13 protein-coding genes are annotated in these 17,565 nt (G+C 71.6%); 4 read left to right on the top strand and 9 right to left on the bottom strand.

Features of this window, described 5'->3' with window-relative positions; genetic code table 11:
* Positions 1–32 precede the first annotated feature (32 nt).
* From FB382_RS03220 to FB382_RS03210, 3 genes are all read right to left on the bottom strand, one after another.
* Entirely contained in the window at positions 33–1,424 is a 1,392-nt protein-coding gene (locus tag FB382_RS03220) for a DUF5719 family protein (RefSeq protein WP_182536761.1), read from the bottom strand.
* Positions 1,421–4,294, bottom strand: coding sequence for a glycosyltransferase (locus FB382_RS03215; RefSeq protein WP_182536759.1), 2,874 nt, complete (start codon positions 4,292–4,294; stop codon positions 1,421–1,423). Before FB382_RS03215 ends, FB382_RS03220 begins: the two co-directional genes overlap by 4 nt.
* 93 nt (positions 4,295–4,387) lie before the next feature.
* Positions 4,388–4,642, bottom strand: coding sequence for a WhiB family transcriptional regulator (locus FB382_RS03210; RefSeq protein ID WP_125038899.1), 255 nt, complete (start codon positions 4,640–4,642; stop codon positions 4,388–4,390).
* A 211-nt stretch (positions 4,643–4,853) separates the two neighbouring features.
* On the opposite strand from FB382_RS03210, the gene cofD reads away from it, so the two are divergent.
* From cofD to FB382_RS03195, 3 genes are read left to right on the top strand one after another with little or no spacing between them, the layout of a single operon-like run.
* The gene (gene cofD / locus FB382_RS03205) at positions 4,854–5,858 is read left to right on the top strand and encodes a 2-phospho-L-lactate transferase (RefSeq protein WP_182536757.1); all 1,005 of its coding nucleotides are present in this window, start codon (positions 4,854–4,856) and stop codon (positions 5,856–5,858) included.
* Positions 5,855–6,820 (top strand): coenzyme F420-0:L-glutamate ligase, encoded by a 966-nt coding sequence (gene cofE / locus FB382_RS03200; protein WP_182536755.1) that lies wholly within the window; start codon positions 5,855–5,857, stop codon positions 6,818–6,820. The genes cofD and cofE overlap by 4 nt, the downstream gene beginning before the upstream one ends.
* A gap of 45 nt (positions 6,821–6,865) precedes the next feature.
* Complete coding sequence (locus FB382_RS03195) at positions 6,866–7,624, top strand: DUF3105 domain-containing protein (RefSeq protein WP_343055467.1); 759 nt, start codon at positions 6,866–6,868, stop codon at positions 7,622–7,624.
* Between the two features lie 44 nt (positions 7,625–7,668).
* Here the strand turns inward: FB382_RS03195 and FB382_RS03190 are convergent, their stop codons facing one another.
* Complete coding sequence (locus FB382_RS03190) at positions 7,669–8,748, bottom strand: mannose-1-phosphate guanylyltransferase (RefSeq protein ID WP_182536753.1); 1,080 nt, start codon at positions 8,746–8,748, stop codon at positions 7,669–7,671.
* Between the two features lie 38 nt (positions 8,749–8,786).
* Between FB382_RS03190 and FB382_RS03185 the strand changes: the two genes are divergently transcribed.
* Positions 8,787–9,521, top strand: a complete 735-nt coding sequence (locus FB382_RS03185; protein ID WP_182536750.1) for a TIGR03089 family protein — start codon at positions 8,787–8,789, stop codon at positions 9,519–9,521.
* Positions 9,522–9,527: 6 nt separating this feature from the next.
* Here the strand turns inward: FB382_RS03185 and FB382_RS03180 are convergent, their stop codons facing one another.
* The 5 genes from FB382_RS03180 to glf all read right to left on the bottom strand — a co-directional run bounded on the left by FB382_RS03180 (position 9,528) and on the right by glf (position 17,560).
* Positions 9,528–12,440: an FG-GAP-like repeat-containing protein gene (locus FB382_RS03180; RefSeq protein ID WP_182536748.1), complete on the bottom strand. Its 2,913-nt coding sequence runs from the start codon at positions 12,438–12,440 to the stop codon at positions 9,528–9,530.
* A gap of 237 nt (positions 12,441–12,677) precedes the next feature.
* Positions 12,678–13,481, bottom strand: a complete 804-nt coding sequence (locus FB382_RS03175; protein WP_182536746.1) for an ABC transporter ATP-binding protein — start codon at positions 13,479–13,481, stop codon at positions 12,678–12,680.
* Complete coding sequence (locus tag FB382_RS03170; protein WP_182536744.1) at positions 13,481–14,392, bottom strand: ABC transporter permease; 912 nt, start codon at positions 14,390–14,392, stop codon at positions 13,481–13,483. The genes FB382_RS03175 and FB382_RS03170 overlap by 1 nt, the downstream gene beginning before the upstream one ends.
* Entirely contained in the window at positions 14,385–16,385 is a 2,001-nt protein-coding gene (locus tag FB382_RS03165) for a glycosyltransferase (protein WP_182536742.1), read from the bottom strand. Before FB382_RS03165 ends, FB382_RS03170 begins: the two co-directional genes overlap by 8 nt.
* Entirely contained in the window at positions 16,382–17,560 is a 1,179-nt protein-coding gene (gene glf, locus FB382_RS03160) for a UDP-galactopyranose mutase (protein WP_182536740.1), read from the bottom strand. The genes FB382_RS03165 and glf overlap by 4 nt, the downstream gene beginning before the upstream one ends.
* Positions 17,561–17,565 lie beyond the last annotated feature (5 nt).

The raw sequence follows: 17,565 nt of genomic DNA, 5'->3' as shown, positions 1-17,565 counted from the left end.
CATAGGAGCATCGACTCGACGGGAGCCAGTCGTCAGGGTAGGCCCGGACGGACTCCGGGGATCAGGCCGTTGCGGAGGAGGTCGGTGAGGGGCAGGACGGCCGTGCCGTTGCCGGAGGCCTCGACGGCCGCGACCACGGAGGCCTGGCTCGGGGCGATCGAGACGATGGTGGCCTTCGGGGGCAGCGTGACGATGGTGCCGGCGCCGGGCCGGACCTCGGCGCGGGTGCTGGACAGCTCCTCACCGGAGGCGGACGTCGCCACGACGGTGACCACGCCAACACCACTCGCACCGGCCAGCAGCAGCCGCTTGCCCCCGATGGGGACGACCGCCGCCGTGTCCTCGGTGACCGCCGAGCCAGGGGTGGCGTGCGACAGGTCGCCGCCGACGAAGGAGCGGAGTGTGGCCGTCACAGGAGAGGTGGACTCGACCTGGAGGCCGAAGCCGCCCTTCGTGATCGCCGAGGCGACCTGCTCGGTCAGCGACACCCGCTTGACCGAGCCGGGGGCCAGCCGGATCTCCTTCATGCCCTCGGGGGCGAACACGGAGCGTTCGCTGACGATCTTGAGGCTCACGCGAGTCTCGTCCTCGCCGGGGTTGGTGAGCACGAGGGTGCGCTTGCCGGCGCCGCCGGGGGTGCCGAGCAGGAGCGCGGAGGTGGCGGGGGCGGCCTGGGGGGCGAGCCAGTCGCTGCTCGGCGCGCCGCCGATGACGGCGTAGGTGTCGAGCACGGACGAGGCCAGGCGGCCGCGCGAGGTGACGACGTGCATGGTGAGCTCGTCGCGGCGCGGGACGATCTTGCCGAGGTCGAGGCGGAGGCTGCTGTGGCCGGGGACGGAGACACCGCGGAGGCGGGGTACGTCGATCGTCCCGGCGCGGCCGTAGAGCGTGATGTCGGCGACGGCCGGTCCGGCGTCGGGGTTGACCAGCTCGAGCTGCGAGGTGTGGCCGGCGCCGGCACCGACGCCGGTGAACCACTGGTCGGCCGTGGTGATCGAGCACGGCACCCCGGCGAGCTGCTTGCCGCCGAGGCGGGAGCCGAACAGGCCGGGGGCGAGGTCCCCGTGGCCGTTGACCACGACCGGGCCGTCGCCCGAGCCGGCCGGCGTGGCCCTGCCCTGGGCGACCTGGATGCGGGAGGAGTCCTTGCCGACCTCGACCTCGAGCTCGCCGGAGGCGCCCTTCTCGTCGGTGGAGACCAGGGCGTCGGGCGATCCGGTCACCGGCGAGGGGCACACGACCGAGGCGCTGGTGAGCGGGGTGCGGGTCGGGGCCTGGCGCGACAGGGTCACGTCGCCGGGCTGGACGAGCAGCACGGCGAGGACGGTGAGGATCGGCAGGCCCACGGCCAGCGCCGTGGTCACGTCGACCTTGACGCGCCTGCTCGAGCGCGCGCCGGGGTTGGTGGGTGCGGGGGTGCTCATGACTCGCGCCTCCTGTTGGTCGTCGGGGCGCAGAGCACGGCGACCACCACGATCCCGAGCGCCTGCACGACGAGCAGCACGATCCGCAGCCACGACCGGGGGCCGTCCAGGGCGTGCGGGTCGAGCGCGTGGCTGACCTTCCAGGCCCGCGTGGACCGGTCCTCGGCGCTGGCCTGCACGAGCCCGCCGGACGCGTCGAGGGCGGCCGCGACGTCGCCGTCGGCGGGTGAGGGCAGGACGACGTACTCGATGCCGCGCCGGGCCAGGCTGTCGACGACCGGGGGCGTCGGGCGCGAGGTGAGAGCGCGGACGGTCTTGGTGAAGGCGGGGTCCTCGGCGGTCAGGTCGATGACCTCGTCCTCGCCGAGGGTGACGCCGTCGCCGCGGCGCACGTTGTAGGTGAGGCCGTGGTCGAGGTCGCCGCGGATGACGAGGATGCCGTGCTCGGGTCCGGTCATCGAGCTCTGGACCATGTACTCGGGGATGTCGGCCCCGCCGCCCTCGTCGAGGCGGTCCTGGGTGCCGGCGACGAACCAGCCGAGGCTGGTGAGGGGTACGGCGACCGCGACGGCCGCGACGGCGACGGCGAGCACACGGCGCCACGACCAGTCGGCGCGGGCGACGCGCAGCGCCATGCCCTGCGCGCCGATCATGGTGGCCACCACGAACGTGCCCTGGAGGACCACGACGAGCGCGCCGAGCCCAACGTCGGTGGTGACGGCGGCGAGCGAGAGCTGGAAGGCACCGAGCACGACGGCCACGAGGGCCGTCACGAACGCGACCATCCAGCAGACGATGACGGGGATCCGGGTCACGCGCGGCAGCAGCGCGAGCACGGCCAGCACGAGCAGGACCACGCCCCACCACCACGGCGCGCCGAGGTCGCCCATCCGCCCGGTGAGCAGGTCGCGGGCGTCGACGACGGGCGAAGGGAGCCGTCCGGCCTCGAGCAGCAGGCCCTCCCCCGCCCCGTGGATGACGGCGGGGATCCACCACGGCGACAGCAGGACGGGTACGACGCCGAGCGACGCGGCAGGCGGGCCCCACACCGAGCGGTCGGCCATCACGCTGCGCACGATCGCGAACGCGGCGGCGACGACGACCAGCCCGAGCACGAGGGCCGCCAGCCAGATCACCGGCGCGAAGGCCGTGCCGAGCGCCAGCAGCAGCGACACCCGCCAGGCCGCGCGCCAGCGGCGGTCCGGGTCGGGGTCGGCGAAGCCCAGCGCGGCGTGCGCGAGCCACGGGAAGAGCATGGCGACCACGACGGTGCCGATCCGGCCGTCGCCCCAGGCCCCGGAGACGACCGGGAGCAGGGAGTAGGTGGTGGCGCCCCACAGCAGGATGCCGCGCGGCGCGCCGGCCGGGGCGACCAGGCGGCCGACCACCCGCAGGAACCGCCAGGCGCCCCACAGCGAGACGGGGACGGCGAGGACGAAGATCGTGGAGACGGCCGGTCCGGGTCCGCCGAGCAGGCTGGCGAGCAGGGCCAGGGGCAGCACGTAGGGCATCGGCGGCACGGCGGTGCCACCTCCCAGGGCGTGCCACGAGGAGAGGTGGAGCTCCCACCAGTCGCGGGTGTTGGCCGGCATCGGCGAGAGGCCGCCGCCGGCGACGTCGCCGAACGCCGCGCGGGCGCCGACCATCGCGAGCAGGCCGAAGAGGGTCAGGAACACGGCGACCGGGTTGGTCAGGAAGCGGGCCACCACGCCGGTGTCCTCGGCGAGCATGTCCTCGTCGTCGGGGGCGACCGGCCGGGTCGGGGTGAGCGAGGGCGGAGCGACGGCCGCCTTGGCCTCGCGGCGGCGCTCGGCCACGTCGGAGGCCTGGTTGGTCAGGGCGTTGGCCACGTCGCCGAGGAAGTCGAGGCCGTGGCGGTAGGGCAGCCACGCCGGCGCGAGCAGCGGCTTGACGCTCTCGGGGGGCACCACCGCCTTGCCCCGGCGGGCGCGGCGGGCCTTGAGGATCTCGCGCGGCGAGCCGTAGAGGGAGACCAGCGCGGCCAGCTCGTCGAGGGCCTCGCCGACGGAGCGGACCAGCAGGAAGCCGATCATGCGCAGGAGGGTGCCGAGCCCGAGCCGGAGCAGCTGGAAGGGCAGCGACCGGCCCTGGGAGTTGACCAGCAGCGTGTAGAGCGCGGCCCGGCGCTCCTGGTAGTGCGTGTGGCGCCCGGTGATCGGCGTACGACGGATGCCGCGGTGGGCCGCCTCCGCGTGGAAGACGACGGCACCCGGCACGATGATCGTGCGGTGCCCGGCCGCGGCGGCGCGCCAGCCGAAGTCGACGTCGTTGCCGAAGATCGGAAGCTGGGTGTCGAAGCCGCCGAGCTCCTCCAGCACGCGACGGCGCACCAGCATGCCGGCGGTGTTGACCGCGAGGACGGTGCGGATGTCGTCGTGCTGGCCCTGGTCGTACTCGCCCCGCTCGAGGCCGGTCTCGCGGCGGCCGGTGCCGGAGATCGTGATGCCGAGCTCGAGGAGCCGCTTGAGCGAGGGCCACTCGCGCAGCTTGGGGCCGAGGATGTCGGCGTCGGGGTGCTCGGCCGCGGCGGCCAGCAGCGCCTCGAGGGCGTCCGGCGCCGGGTTGGCGTCGTCGTGCAGGATCCAGATCCACTCCGGGGCCTCGGGGCCCTCCTCGGGGATCTGGTCGAGGCCGTGCCGGACGGCCTGGGGGAACGTCGTGGAGCCGGGCACTGTGTGGGCCGGGCCGAAGGCCTGCCGCAGCAGGTCGGGGCTCTCGTCACGGCTGGTGGTGTCGACCGCGACCACGCGGCGGACCGGGACTGTCTGGCTGCGCAACCCGTCGATGACGGAGGGGAGCCAACGCGCCCCGTCGTGGCTGACGAGCAGCGCGGTCACCGAAGAATTCACGATCCCAGACCATAACGGCCCGGGCCTGAGGGTGGGCCGCCCGTCACGGGCGACCCCCTCACGCGTGTGCGCCCCGTCACCGGGGCGCCCCGCTCAGACTGCGCGCTTCTTCAGCTTGCGGCGCTCTCGCTCGGAGAGACCGCCCCAGATGCCGAAGCGCTCGTCGTTCACCAGTGCGGACTCGAGACAGTCGTCTCGCACCTCGCACGTCAGGCAGACCTTCTTGGCCTCCCTGGTCGATCCTCCCTTTTCGGGGAAGAACGCCTCGGGGTCAGTCTGTGCGCAGAGCGCACGGTCCTGCCAGCCCGCTTCTTCGGCGTCCCCGTCCAGGAGAAATAGTTCTCTCACGGCACTCGCCCTTTCGACCCGGTGTTGCACCCATCCCCGTTGTCCTCGTCGCCCGGTCAGATCGGCAGATGGTAGGGCGACCTGACCTGTTGCGACCACGAAGAACACTGTGGGAATTACATGCCTGTCGTACCCCTCTAGTCAAGCCGCCGTCTGGTATGGGCCGCAACCACCCGATCGGGCTATTGCCGCCGTGCGGCAAGGTATCCACATGCAGAAGATCACGGTGCTCTCCGGGGGTATGGGCGGGGCGAAGTTCCTGCAGGGACTGCTCCACGGCATCGCCTCGGGCACCCTCCCCGGCGTGGCGTCCGACGCCGAGGTCACGGTGGTGGCCAACACCGCCGACGACATCTGGGTGCACGGCCTCAAGGTGTGCCCCGACCTCGACACGGTCATGTACACCCTCGGCGAGGGGATCGACCCCGAGCGCGGGTGGGGACGCCGGGAGGAGACGTGGAGCGCCAAGGACGAGCTGGCGGCGTACGGCGTGGAGCCGACGTGGTTCGGCCTCGGTGACCGTGACCTCGCCACCCACCTCGTCCGCACCCAGATGCTCGACGCCGGCTACCCGCTGTCCGACGTCACCGCGGCGCTCTGCCGGCGCTGGCAGCCGGGCGTGCGTCTCCTGCCGATGACCGACGACCGGGTCGAGACGCACGTCGCCGTCGCCGACGCCGACTCCCCCAGCGGGCGCCGGGTCATGCACTTCCAGGAGTACTGGATCAGGCTGCGGGCCTCGGTCCCCGCCGAGACGCTGGTCTTCGTCGGGCTCGACGACGCCACGCCGGGGCCCGGCGTCATCGACGCGATCACCGACGCCGACCTCGTCGTGCTGCCGCCGTCCAACCCCGTGGTGTCGGTCGGCACCATCCTCGGAGTGCCGCGGGTGCGCGAGGCGCTGGGCGCCACCCGCGCCCCCGTCGTGGGCCTCTCCCCCATCGTCGGCGGCACCCACGTGCGCGGCATGGCCGAGCAGATGCTGACCGCGATCGGCGTCGAGGTCAGCGCCGCGGGGGTCGGCCTGCACTACGGCGCGCGGTCGGCCGGCGGGGTGCTCGACGGCTGGCTGGTCGACGAGGCCGACGCCGAGCAGGTCGGCCGGCTGACCGACGCGGGCCTGGCCTGCGTGGCGGTGCCGCTGATGATGACGTCCCCCGACGCCACCGCCGCGATGGCCGCGGCCGCCGTCTCGCTGGTGACCCCCGTCCGATGACCACGCTGACCGTCGTCGCGCCCGACGGCGCGCCCGAGGTGCGCCCGGGTGACGACCTCGCCGCGCTGCTGCTGCCCCTCGTCGACCTGGTCGACGGCGACGTCGTCGTGGTGACCAGCAAGGTGGTCAGCAAGTCCGAGGGCCGGGTCCGCGCCGGCACCCGCGACGAGGCCCTGCCCGGCGAGACGGCCCGCGTGGTCGCACGGCGCGGGCCGACCACCATCGTGCGCACCCACCACGGCCTGACCATGGCCGCCGCCGGCATCGACGCCTCCAACGTCGAGGCCGGCACGGTCGTGCTGCTGCCCGAGGACCCCGACGCCTCGGCCCGCCGCCTGCGGTCCGCGATCCACGAGCGCACCGGGCTCAACGTCGGCGTGGTCGTCACCGACACCGCCGGCCGCGCCTGGCGCGAGGGCCAGACCGACATCGCCGTCGGCGCCGCCGGGCTGCTGGTCAGCGAGGACTTCGCGGGCCGCGTCGACGGCCACGGCAACGAGCTGGCGGTCACGGCCCCGGCCGTCGCCGACGAGATCGCCGGCGCCTGCGAGCTCGCCCAGGGCAAGCTCGGCGGCCGCCCGTTCGCGGTGGTGCGCGGTCGCTCCGACCTGGTGCTTCCCGCGGGCGAGCACGGCACCGGGGCGGTCGCCCTGGTCCGGGCCGAGGGCGGCGACCTCTTCGGGTACGGCGCCCGCGAGGCCGTGCTCCGGGCGCTCCGCGGCGACGCCGCAGACCGGGCTCCCTTCGGCGCCCCGGCCGCCCCCGCCGAGCTGGCCGCCGCCGTGGCGGCCGTGCTGGGCGTGCCGGCCGCGGAGGCGCCGTACGGGCTGGAGGTGGGGGTGGGCGCGGAGCACGCGCCGGTGCTCGCCGCGCTCGCCTTCGCGCACGGCTGGGAGCTCGTCCCCGACACGGCCGGCGCCCGAGTGGCCGGTCGGGTCGGAGTGCGCCCGGTCACTCCGTAGACTCTGCCCTCGACCCAGACCCGCCAGAACCGAGGAAGCCGACCCGTGGCAAAGAAGCAGGCCAAGTCCGACCGCCAGGCCGTGATCGCGGCGACCCTGAAGAAGCAGAAGACCGCCGACCAGCGGCGCGGCTTCATGATCGTGGGCGTCTGCACGGTGGTGGCGGTGCTCATCGTCGGTGCCGCCGCGTTCCAGCCGATCAAGGACTGGTGGGACCTGCGCCAGTTCAAGGGCAAGGACCTCGCCTCGATCGGCGCCCCGGCCTCGGTCTGCCAGAAGGTGACGACCAAGAAGGCCGACGGCAACCAGGACCACGTGCCGCAGACCCAGACGGTCGACTACAAGGACGCGCCGCCGGCGTTCGGCGCCCACTGGAACGTCGCCGGCCTCGCACCCGCGCCGATCTCGCGCAAGCTCTACACCGCTGACGACCGGCCGGCCCTCGAGGCACTCGTGCACAACCTCGAGCACGGCTACACGATCCTCTGGTACGACGACACCATCGCGAAGAACGACACCGACATGAAGGAGCTGCAGGCGATCGCGGACAAGCTCAGCAGCACCACCAACTACCGCGACAAGTTCATCGCCGCGCCGTGGACCTCAGCCGACGAGGGCGGCGCGAAGTTCCCCGCGGGCCAGCACGTCGCCTTCACCCACTGGTCGGCCGGCGGTTCGGGCAACACCGACACCAGCAAGCAGGAGGGTGTCTTCCAGTACTGCTCGGCGATCTCGGGCGAGAGCCTCAGCGACTTCATGCTGAAGTACCCCTACACCGACTCCCCCGAGCCCGGCGCGATGTGATTGCCGGGTGATCCGGCGCCGGCCTCGCGTGGCCCCTGAGAGGGCTACGTGAGGTCGGCGCGGTCGGCCTCCTTGAGTCCGGCCACCACGTCCTTGACCCGCTGGGCGTGCGCCCGCGTGGTCACCAGCAGGGCGTCCGGGGTGTCCACGACGACGACGTCGTCGAGCCCCACCACCGCCACGACGCGGCCCGACCGCGGGACGACGAGCCCGGTCGCATCCAGGGCGCGCACCAGGGCGTCGTCGCCGAGGACGGTCACGTCCTTGGCCTCGCCCTCCAGCAGCGTGGCGAGCGAGTCGAAGTCGCCGATGTCGTCCCAGCCGAAGCTCGCGGGCACGACGGCCACCCGGCCCGCCGCGGCGGCCGGCTCGGCCACGGCGTGGTCGAGCGCGATCTTCGGCAGGTCGGGCCACAGCTCGTCGAGCCGGGTCAGGTCGGCGGCGATGGTGCGCAGCGTCGCGGCGAAGTCGGGGTGCCACTGCGCCAGCAGGTCCAGCAGCACCCGCGGCCGCACCACGAACATGCCGGCGTTCCACCGGTAGGCACCCGTCTCGAGGTAGCCCTCAGCCACCTCGGTCGACGGCTTCTCCACGAACTCCAGCACCGACCGCGCGCCCGGACGGCCCGCGAGCTCCTCGCCGAGGTGGATGTAGCCGAACGCCGAGGACGGGAAGGTCGGCTCGATGCCGAGGGTGACCAGCCAGTCGTCCCGCGCGGCCTCGACGGCGGTGCGTACGGCGTCGGCGAACCGGTCGGGGTGGGCGATCACGTGGTCGGCGGCGAACGAGCCCATCACCGCGTCGGGGTCCTGCCGCTCGAGCACCGCGGCCGCCAGGCCGATCGCGGCCATCGAGTCGCGAGGCGAGGGCTCGGCCAGCACGGACTCCGGCACCAGCGCTGCCAGCTGGGCCGTCACGGCCTCGCGGTGCGGCCGCCCGGTCACGACCAGGAAGCGCTCCCCCACCAGCGGCTCGAGCCGGTCGTGGGTGTCCTGGAGCAGGGAGCGTCCGGTGCCGGTCAGGTCGTGGAGGAACTTGGGCGAGGAGGACCGGGACAGCGGCCACAGGCGCGTCCCGGCTCCGCCGGCGGGGATGACGGCCCAGAAGCTCTCGATGGCAGGCATGCCGAGGAGCCTAGGGTCTGGGCTCCTAGGGTGGGCGGGTGACCACCTTCGCCACCGTCCTGTCCGGCCTGCTGCGGACCGACCCGGGCCGCCCGCTCGTGACGTTCTACGACCACGCGACCGACGAGCGCGTGGAGCTGTCGGTGACGACGTACGCCAACTGGGTGGCCAAGGCCGCCTCGCTGCTCGCCGACGAGCACGACCTCGAGCGCGGCCAGACGATGTACGTCGACCTCCCGCCGCACTGGCTCACCCCGGTGTTCCTCGGCGCGGCCTGGACCGTGGGCCTCGTCGTGGGCGACGCCGAGGACGCCGACGTGGTCGTGACCGGACCCGACGGGGTCGCCTCGTGGGCCGGCCGGGCCGACGAGGTGGTGGTCCTGGCCTGCTCGCTGCGGCCGATGGGGGTCCGCTTCGCCGACCCGCTGCCGGCCGGCGTCCACGACGTCGGGATCGAGATCTGGGGCCAGCCGGACGCCTTCACGCCGTGGGACCCGCCGACGGGTGACGACGACGCGCTGCCCGGGGTGACCCAGGCCGAGATGTGGAGAACGGCCGCCGCCGGGAGTCTCCTCACCGACGGCGGCCGTCTCCTGTCGGAGGCGAACCCGGCTTCCCCACCGGGGTTCGCCACCTTCGTGGAACCGCTCGCTCGGAGCGGCTCGCTGGTCCTGGTCTCCCACGCCGAACCGGGGTGGCTGGAGGCGACGTACACCTCCGAGCGCGCCACGGCTCGCTTCCCTTGCGCGGACCAGGGGTCCGGGGCCGACTAGCTCCCGCTATCCGGCCAGGTCATAGGCCTGCATCCCCTCACCCATGAAGCGGCGCTTGGCGAAGCCGCTCTCGGTGCCCTGGAAGAGCCACAGGTAGCCCGTCGCCTTCTCGCGGGCCAGCACGTCCGGGTGACCTGTGAGGGACTCGTCGCTGATCCCGATGAACCAGTCGTAGGGCGTGAGGTCCAGGCCCACCGTCTTCGGCGAGGTCAGGCCGCCGGGGCCGTTGCCGGGGTAGAGCGTGAGCCGCGAGCCCTTGCGGAACAGGCTGTCCGGCGCGCCGTCGCCGTCCCAGCGGCCGACCGGGATCTGGGTCCCGGCGTCGATGGCGCCGTGGGCGACGTAGCTCATCTTGAGGCCCGCCAGCCCGTTGCCGGGGTAGATCCGGATGTCGTGCCCGGCCGGCTGCCCCATGAGGTCGGGGTAGCCGTCGCCGGTCATGTCGCCGACCGCGGCGAGCAGGCCGACCTGGCCGAAGCCGGTGCCGATCTGGATCGCCTTGCCGAAGTGGCCGGTGCCGTCGCCGCGACGGAGGTAGAGCACCCCGGTCGTGGCGTTGCGGGTGATGATGTCGCCGAAGCCGTCGCGGTCCCAGTCGCCGGCGTTGAGCAGCCGGTTGGCGCTGGAGACGTCGATCCCCGTGGGGATGGCCGGCCCGAGGTCGAAGGTGCCGTTGTTGGGCAGGATCGCCAGGGTGTTGCCGGTGCGGGTCAGCAGGTCGGGCGTCGGGCCGGCGGTCAGGTCGGCCCCGGCGAGCGAGTCGGGACCCATCGCCCGGTTGACCGGGCCCAGGGCGTGGCCGAACGTGCCGTCGCCGTGCGAGGGCAGGACGTACGCCGGCTCGCCGGCCGCGCGGACCAGCAGGTCGCCCAGCCCGTCGGCGTTGTAGTCGCCGTAGCCGGTGATGGTGTCGTACTTCCCCCAGCTGCCGGCCAGCGGGACCGCGGCGGCGAACGCCTTGGTGCCGGTGCCGGCGTACAGCCACAGCTTGCCGGTCCGGTCGCGGGCCAGCAGGTCGCCGAACCCGTCACCGTTGACGTCGCCGGTCGCCGCCAGCTTGTCGTAGCCGGCGAAGCCGGTGCCGACGTAGCGGCGCAGGAAGCCGCCCTGGCCGCTGCCGAGGTAGGTGTTGAGGGCGCCGTCGGAGGTGCGGCGGGCCACGAGGTCGTTGCGCCCGTCGCCGTTGACGTCACCGACGGCGGTGACCAGGTCGCGCCCCTGGAAGGCCGTGCCCGGCTTGATCGCGGCGCCGAAGCCGCCCTTGCCGTCGCCGGGCAGCACGCGGGACGTGCCGTCGGCCGCCTGCACCAGCAGGTCGCCCTCGCCGTCGCCGGTGATGTCGCCGGTCGGGGTGACGGTGTCGCCCGCGGCCACCTCGACCGGCACGGTCGCGGCGGGCGCGAAGCCCGTCATGCCGCCGGTCGGCAGGATGAACGCCTGGCCGTCGCTGGCCCGGCGCACGATGAGGTCGGGGTTGACCGTCGAGGCGAGGTTGGACTCGAGCTGGCGTCCGGCCCAGCCGCGCTGCGCCTCGGCGGCGAGCTTGCGGATGTCGGGGATCCGGGCGTAGAGGTAGCGGCCCGGGCAGGCGGTCTGGCCGGCGTCGCGGTGGCCGTTGATGGCCTGAAAGTACTTCGAGCCGACCCACTGCTTGGTGCTGGCGGCGTTGACGCCGTGCAGCGACAGCTTCCAGGCGAAGAGGGCGCCGTAGGCCTGCACCATCGCCTCGGACGGCTGCTTGATGTCGTAGTTGCCGATGGCCGACATCGCGAAGGAGTAGTCGTTGTAGCCCAGGGTGTGGGCGCCGACGACGGGGCGGTCGATGCCGCCGTACCGGGCCTCCCAGATGCGGCCGAAGCGGTCGACCACGAAGTTGTAGCCGATGTCGCTCCAGCCCTTGGACTGCGTGTGGTACGCGTAGATGCTCCGGATGATGCCCGGCACCTCGTTGCGCGTGTAGTCGTTGGCGTTGACCGTGTGGTGCACGAAGCCGGCGTGCACCTCGTAGTAGTGCAGCGAGCTCTTGTCGCGCATCGACTCGTCGGCACCCCACTGGGCACGGGAGTAGATGACGGGCTTGGGCGTGTACGTCGCGGCCGACATCGAGATCGCGCCGTCGCTGGACGTGGTGCCGGACGTCGTGTCCACCAACGTGTCGTCGGCGAGCGCCTCGGCCTCGACCAGCGACGCCGGGTCGCCGGTGCTGCCGTCCATGGTGTTGGTGTCGAGCGCGCCGCGCTCGGTGACCGTGCGGGTCGGGGTGCCCGGGTCGATCACGGCGAGCTTCATGTCGGCCGGCACGACGCCGCTCTTCGACAGCGCGCGGATCTGGACCTGGTCGACGTCACCGACGATGACGGGCTCGGTGCCGGGGCGGCTGTGCCGGCCCTCGGCGGAGTTCGGGTCGGGGGCGTGGTCGGCGTCGTAGGGCAGCAGCGACCAGTCGGTCCACGTGTCGCCCGTGCGGGTGCGCAGCTGGAAGCTGAGCGTCTGCTCGGTCATCTGCACGCCGTGCTCCCAGGTGACGCCGATGGCGCCGTAGCCGGTGACCGGCTCCGGGACGCTGGTGACCTGCGTGCTACCCGGCAGCATGCCCGGCTTGCTCCGGGCGTTGGCGGTGACGCGGCCCGGCACGAGGCTCGAGGTCTTGTGACCGGCGGCGGCAGGCGCCGCGGTCAGCGCGACCTCGGTGACGTCGGGGTCGACCGGCGCGGCCGGCAGCACCGACTCCTTGGCCTGGGCCTTCGTGTACGCCGACAGGCTGGCGGCCGGGTGGCCCGCCGAGGCGCCCCGGGAGGGCTCCTCGCGGACGACGTCGAGGCTGATGACGCTGGCGGCAGGGGTGAGGGCAGCCAGCACCAGGCCGAGGGCCAGCAGCTGCTGACAGGCGGTGACATAGCGGGTCTTGCTCGGTGGCATGGGCTGTTCTCCAGTGCGGGGGAAGTTCACACGTTGCGCAACTTTCACATGAGTCACACAGGCACCGGAAGGGAAAGTGAGTAACTACAACCGTGTAATTTCCACTCGACACGCCGCCACTATTCAGATTTGTCAATCCCGCTCAGGCTCACGTGCAGGTAACCGTTGCCCAACGGTGACCTGCACGCAGGCTGGAACGGGGGCTGGAACCGGGGCTGGAACGGGGCGACCCGCAGGTCAGATGTCCGCGCCGACCTCTTCGTCGGCGTCGAACTCGTCGGTCTGGTCCGGCTCGTTGCCGTCGTCCTCGTCGTAGTGCAGGTAGCGGATGCCGGCGTCGGTGTCGCCGTCGAAGCCGACCTTGCCCTGCTCGAGCACGATCACACGGTCGCACATCTTGCGGACCGAGGCGGTGGCGTGCGAGACGTAGAAGAGCGTGCGACCGCTGTCGCGGATCTCCTGCATCTTCTCCATGCACTTCTTCTTGAACGGGCGGTCGCCGACGGCGAGCACCTCGTCGGCCAGGAAGATGTCGGAGTCGACGTGCACGGCGACCGCGAAGCCGAGGCGGGCGAACATGCCGGAGCTGTAGTTGCCGACGGGCGTCTCGAGGAAGCGGCCGATGTCGGCGAACTCCACGATGTCGTCGAACTTCCGCTTGGTCTCCGCCTCGGACATGCCGAGGATGGCGGCGTTCAGGAAGACGTTCTCGCGACCGGTCAGCTGCGGGTGGAAGCCGGCGCCGGTGGCGATCAGGCCGGAGATCCGGCCGCGGGTGAGCACCTGTCCCCCGTCGGGGCGCATGACGCCCTGGACGAGCTTGAGCAGGGTGCTCTTGCCGGAGCCGTTGAGCCCCATCAGGCCGATCGACTCGCCCTGCTTGACCTCGAAGTTCACGCCGTCGAGCGCCTTGAACGTGTCGGAGACGTCCTGGCCCTTCATCATCGCCACGGTCACCTGCTTGAAGGTGCGGTGGTAGCGGAGCTTGAACTCCTTCGTCACGTTGTCGACGACGATGGAGGTGTCGGAGGAGTAGGTCATCAGAGGCGCTCCGGGATGCGGTTCTCGAGCCGCGAGAAGATCAGCTGGGCCACGACCAGGAGCACCGCCGACAGCACCAGCGCGTAGGCACCGTGCTGGAAGAGGTGGTCCGGCATGGCCGGTCCCCCGCTGGCCTGCTTGATCTGCTCGCCCTGGTCGCTGGGGATGCCGACCCAGAAGGCCCGCTGGAAGAGGATGACCGCGTCCGCGATCGGGTTGGCGAGGTAGGCCTCGACGTGCCCGTGGAAGCGCTGCGGGACGATCGAGAAGGGATAGATCATCGGCACGCCGAAGCGCACGAAGTTGGTCAGGATGTTGACCGCGCTCGCGAAGTCGCGGAAGAACACGTTGGCCGCGCTGAACATCAGGGCCAGCGCGGTGCCGAGCATCATGATGATGAAGATCGCCATGAGCCCCGCGAGCAGGCCGATCGCGTCCGGCCGCCAGCCGTAGAGCAGGTCGACGATCAGCAGGATGATGACCTGCGGGACGACGTGGTAGAGCGAGACCAGCATCGAGGCCACGGGGAACATCTCCCGGGGCATCGCCATCTTCTGCACCAGCCCCTTGTTGCGCACGATCGAGCGGGTGCCGGCGTTGAACGTCTCGATGAAGAAGTGCACGACGATCAGCGCGGAGAAGACGTGCACCGCGAAGTGCGGCACCGACTGGTGCAGCTGGAGCAGGTAGCCCATCACGAACCAGTAGATGAAGAACTGGCTCAGCGGGTTGATGTAGGACCAGATCAGGCCGAGGAACGAGCCGGAGTAGCGCGCGCTGACCTCACGGCGTACGAGCAACCGCAGCAGGTAGCGGCGCTGGAACACCGAGAGCAGGCCCATGTTGGCCGACGGCGAGCCGAGCTCGGCGTCGACCACCCGCACGGTGTGGCCGCCCGCGACGTCAGTCATCGGCGCCGGGCTTCCCCTCGGTCCAGGGGCGGAACGTCTCGTCCCACGCCTCGGGCGAGGTGATGTGGGCCAGGCTGGCGCGGTACTGCTCGGCCAGGCGCGGCCACTCACGGCGGTAGCGGTCGTGGATCGCGATCGTGCGCTTCATCAGGTCACGGAAGAGCTCGGGGTCACGCTGGTAGAACGCCGCGGAGGTGCCGTCGTTCATCGAGACGATCGCCGAGTCGTACGACGCCAGCCGGTACCACTTCGCGTCCATCGCCCGGACCTCGGCCTCGGGGTGCTGGCGCGACAGGGCCCGCGGCGGCTTCAGCTGGCGCAGCGGCTGGAGCCCGGCGCTGACCAGGGTGGACAGGCGGCCCGGGATCTCGTTGCCGTCCTTGCCCTTGCGCGGGGGCTTCTCGCGGCGCACGGCCGGGAAGGCGTCGGGGTCGGCCTCGAGCCGGGCGTCGGAGAACTGCTTGCGGAAGGCGTTGACGTCGGCCAGGCGCGTGGCGAGCAGCCCGTGCAGCCCCTCCGGGCCGGCGAGCACGTCCTCCATCGCCATCAGCCGCAGCTCGGCGGTGGAGTACTGCATCGAGACCAGGTGGGCGATCTGGTGGTTGAGGCTCTCGCGCACCATCCGGCCGCCCTTGGGGTAGGGCGAGTGCAGCAGCGCCGCGACGAGGCGGTTGCGGTGGTGGAAGTAGGCCTGCCAGTCCAGCGCGTCGTTCTTGTCGGTCCACGGGACGTGCCACACGGCGGCACCGGGGAACGTGACGGTCGGGTAGCCGGCAGCCTTGGCGCGCAGGCCGAACTCCGAGTCGTCCCACTTCAGGAACAGCGGCAGGGAGAGGCCGATCTCCTCCAGCACCTGGCGCGGGATCAGGCACATGAACCAGCCGTTGAAGTCGACGTCCACGCGCTTGTGCAGCCAGCGGCTCGAGCGCAGGTTGCGGGCGGCGAAGTCCCAGTCGGAGTAGGTGTCCAGCGGCGACTGCCACCAGAAGCGCCACGGCTGGACGATCTCGCCGAAGCTGTGCAGCCGCGAGCGGGAGTAGATCGAGAACATGTGACCGCCCACGATCGTGGGCCGGCGGGCGAGGTCGCCGAAGGTGACCGCGCGGATGACGCCCTCGGGCTCGCAGACGACGTCGTCGTCCATCATCATCGCGTAGGTCGCGGTGCCCTTGCGGACCGACTCGAGCTGGCCGCGGGCGTAGCCGCCCGAGCCGCCGAGGTTGCCCTGCTCGATGATCCGCAGGGTGGAGCCGAGGGACGCCTCCGCCTTGGCGAAGTCCGGGGAGTCGACGACCTTCTGGGTGCCCTGCTCCATGACCAGCACCTGGTCGAGGTAGGGACGCAGCACCTCGTCCTCGCCGAGCTGGCCGAGCAGCTTGGCGCAGAAGTCGGGGCGGTTCATCGTCGTGATCGCGATGTCGACGGTGCCGTGCTGGGCGCGGTCCTCGGGGACCTCCGCGGTCCACTCGGCCGACTCGACGACGGCGTCCTCGTCACCGGAGACGACGTTGTACCAGTACCAGCCGCCGTCGACGAAGGGCTTCAGCGTCAGCTCGAAGGTGAACGTGCCGGAGGCCTGGTCTCCGGTGCTGGCGGAGTCGACGCGCTGCGAGCGGCCGTTGGCCATCGACTTGTAGACGATCACCGACGCGCCGCGGCCGGCGAGCTTGACCGTCAGCGTCACGTCGGTGACGACGGTCCAGCGGCGCCAGTAGCTCGCGGGGAACGCGTTGAAGTAGGTGCCGAACGAGAGCCGCTCCCCCGCCTTGACGCGCATGGCGGTGCGGGACTCGATCTGGTCCGGGTGGATCGCCCGGCCGGTCGAGGTGGACTGCCGGATCGCCGCGTTGTTGAGGTCCTTGGCGGCGCGGTTGCCGCCGACCTCGTACTTGTCGGCGTCGAGCCGGGCCTCCTCGGGGTCGACGTACAGCGCGAGGACGTCGTAGTCACGGTCGAGGGGCAGGATCTGTCGCTGCAGGAGTCGGGTGCTCATTCGTCAACGCCTCCGCTGGTCAGGGCCGCGCCGTCGGCGAAGTGCGGCTTCAGCTTGTTCTCGTACATCGACAGCGCCGAACCGATCGCCATGTGCATGTCGAGGTACTTGTAGGTGCCGAGGCGGCCGCCGAACAGCACCATCGGCTCGGCCTTGGCCAGCTCGCGGTACTTCAGCAGCTTCTCGCGGTCCTCGGCGGTGTTGATCGGGTAGTAGGGCTCGTCGTCGTCCTCGGCGAACCGGGAGTACTCGTGGACGATGACGGTCTTGCCCGAGATGTAGGTGCGCTCGGGGTGGAAGTGCTTGAACTCGTGGATCCGGGTCCAGGGCACGTCCTGGTCGTTGTAGTTCATCACCGCGCAGCCCTGGAAGTCGTCGACCTCCTTGACCTCGGCCTCGAGGTCGACGGTGCGCCACGACAGGCGCCCCTCGGAGTTGCCGAAGTACTCGTCGACCGGGCCGGTGTAGACGATCGGGACCTTGCCCTTGAACTCGTCGGCGACGTCGAAGAAGTCGGTCTCGAGGCGGACCTCGATGTTGGGGTGGTCGGCCATCTTGGTCAGCCAGGCGGTGTAGCCGTCGACCGGGAGGCCCTCGTAGGTGTCGTTGAACCACCGGTTGTCGAAGTTGTAGCGCACCGGGAGCCTGGTGATGATGTCCGCGCTCAGCTTGGTGGGGTCGGTCTGCCACTGCTTGGCGGTGTAGCCCTTGATGAACGCCTCGTAGAGGGGGCGACCGATCAGGGAGATCGCCTTCTCCTCCAGGTTGGTCGCCTCGGCGGTGTCGATCTCGCTGGCCTGCTCCGCGATCAGCGCGCGCGCCTCGTCGGGCGTGTGGCTCTTGCCGAAGAACGTGTTGATCAGCGCGAGGTTCATCGGCAGGGAGTAGACCTGCCCGGCGTACTGGCCGAAGACCCGGTGCTGGTAGTTGGTGAACGACGTGAACCTGTTGACGTACTCCCAGACCTTCTCGTTGGAGGTGTGGAAGAGGTGCGCGCCGTAGACGTGCATCTCGATGCCGGTCTCGGGGTCGGCCTCGCTGTAGGCGTTGCCGCCCAGGTGGTGGCGGCGCTCGAGGATCAGGACCTTCAGGCCCAGCTCGTTGGCGCAGCGCTCCGCGACCGTGAGGCCGAAGAAGCCGGAACCGACGACGACGAGGTCGGGGGTGTCGGACACGGACA

This window comes from Nocardioides ginsengisegetis (assembly GCF_014138045.1).
GTDB classification, from domain to species: domain Bacteria; phylum Actinomycetota; class Actinomycetes; order Propionibacteriales; family Nocardioidaceae; genus Nocardioides; species Nocardioides ginsengisegetis.
This window is presented reverse-complemented; position numbering and strand designations above follow the sequence as displayed.

What these genes read in the sequence shown, in the direction of transcription:
- FB382_RS03220 (WP_182536761.1), bottom strand. Translation starts at nt 1,424, where the DNA reads ATGAGCACCCCCGCACCCACCAACCCCGGCGCGCGCTCGAGCAGGCGC.
- cofD (WP_182536757.1), top strand. Translation starts at nt 4,854, where the DNA reads ATGCAGAAGATCACGGTGCTCTCCGGGGGTATGGGCGGGGCGAAGTTC.
- cofE (WP_182536755.1), top strand. Translation starts at nt 5,855, where the DNA reads ATGACCACGCTGACCGTCGTCGCGCCCGACGGCGCGCCCGAGGTGCGC.
- FB382_RS03190 (WP_182536753.1), bottom strand. Translation starts at nt 8,748, where the DNA reads ATGCCTGCCATCGAGAGCTTCTGGGCCGTCATCCCCGCCGGCGGAGCC.
- FB382_RS03180 (WP_182536748.1), bottom strand. Translation starts at nt 12,440, where the DNA reads ATGCCACCGAGCAAGACCCGCTATGTCACCGCCTGTCAGCAGCTGCTG.
- FB382_RS03175 (WP_182536746.1), bottom strand. Translation starts at nt 13,481, where the DNA reads ATGACCTACTCCTCCGACACCTCCATCGTCGTCGACAACGTGACGAAG.
- FB382_RS03170 (WP_182536744.1), bottom strand. Translation starts at nt 14,392, where the DNA reads ATGACTGACGTCGCGGGCGGCCACACCGTGCGGGTGGTCGACGCCGAG.
- FB382_RS03165 (WP_182536742.1), bottom strand. Translation starts at nt 16,385, where the DNA reads ATGAGCACCCGACTCCTGCAGCGACAGATCCTGCCCCTCGACCGTGAC.